This window comes from Endozoicomonas sp. SESOKO4 (genome assembly GCF_024606275.1).
Genome location: NZ_JAHHPS010000501.1, coordinates 1 through 1,442, shown reverse-complemented (window position 1 = coordinate 1,442; position 1,442 = coordinate 1). Strand labels below are relative to the sequence as shown.

1 protein-coding gene is annotated in these 1,442 nt (G+C 49.0%); it reads left to right on the top strand.

What is annotated here, in order from left to right:
* The first annotated feature begins 658 nt into the window (after window positions 1–658).
* The gene (locus tag KDK16_RS09815) at window positions 659–1,342 is read left to right on the top strand and encodes a zinc metallopeptidase (protein ID WP_257275854.1); all 684 of its coding nucleotides are present in this window, start codon (window positions 659–661) and stop codon (window positions 1,340–1,342) included.
* Window positions 1,343–1,442: the final 100 nt, after the last annotated feature.

The window sequence follows — 1,442 nt, the reverse complement described above, 5'->3', positions numbered from 1 at the left end:
TCTTCGTACATTGCGATCGACCCGGTCTGTATGAGCGCCGGATGACATCAGCAGGGCAGCAATATCCAGCAGCAGGCGGGACACGGTATGGTGATCGTACTCGGGGACAGAATTGGGTATAGCCATGAAAAGCAGATTCTGGGGCCAGGCAAAATTATTAAGAAATATAGCGTCTCAGGATGCGAAGTTCCCTGATTCAGACAGGATTTGAGCAAATAGCAGGGAGAGAGAAATACCTTCATTGGCTTATACCAGCGATGGTCCCTATATGGGCTGGTGGCTCAGATATGATATAAAGCCTCACAACTATGAGTGAAAAAGTAAATGCATCCTCCCTGATGAAAGACTTTTCCATAAACAGTAAGCGGTAAGATGAGCTGAAAAACATGCTGCAATTTTTAAAAGATGTAAAAAATATGCACTGGGCTCCAAGGCTGATTCTGGCCCTGGTCGTCTTGAAAATGATTGCCGACGTGGTTCGTGAACAGGCCATTTTTTAATCCTGAAACTGCTTTGATGGCTCGCCTCAAAAGGTCAGGGTAAAATAAACCGGAAAGCGCATAAAGCCGCTTTAGATTGAGAGAGTAGCAGAGCAAAAAGCTCGATACTCTATAAAATTTCCGGGTTAAAAATTGGGTCAATGGATTGGGAGCACGAAATGGTCTTTGTCATCCTGGGATTATTGATTCTTGTTCTGGTGTTTGGTCCTCAGATCTGGGTAAAGCGAACACTCAGATTGCACAGCGGTGATCGTCCGGATCTTCAGGGAACCGGTGGCGAGTTGGCTGAACATCTTGTAGAGCGCTTTGGTCTTGAGGGCGTGAAGGTCGTCAAAGGCATCCAGGGAGAAGATTTCTACAACCCGGAAGAATTTCTGATTTCGCTTTCTCCAGAAAACTATGATGGACGCTCAGTTTCCGCAGTCGCAGTCGCGGCCCATGAAACCGGTCACGCGCTTCAGCATCAGGAGAAACATGCCGGATTTATGCTGCGCCAGAGACGGATACGTCTTGCCATGACTATAGAGCGCTTCAGTGCCATGGCGCTCATGATTACTCCGTTGGTTTTTGCTCTGACCCGGGTTCCTCACAGCGTTTTGCTAACGATTCTGATCGGTGTTTCCGGCATGATTGCGGCTATCTGGGTGCAGCTGATTAACCTGCCTGTAGAGCTGGATGCCAGCTTTAAAAAAGCCCTGCCCATTCTGGCGGAGGGTTACCTTTCAGAAAAAGATATGCCCGCTGCCAGAGACGTTTTAAAAGCGGCAGCCATGACGTATGTTGCCGCAGCACTGGGCAGCCTGCTCAATCTTGGCCGCTGGGTTGCTATCCTCAGGCGTTAAGTTAATCCTGCAAAGGATGACCTTGCCTGAGTCCATGAGTCTCTGGTTCGGGCTGCCCCGCCGGGCCAGGGGGTGTTGGATTCGTTGAACTGATCTACTA

Bases quoted from the DNA above. Each gene is read 5' to 3' on its own strand.
- KDK16_RS09815 (WP_257275854.1), top strand. From the start codon at position 659: ATGGTCTTTGTCATCCTGGGATTATTGATTCTTGTTCTGGTGTTTGGT.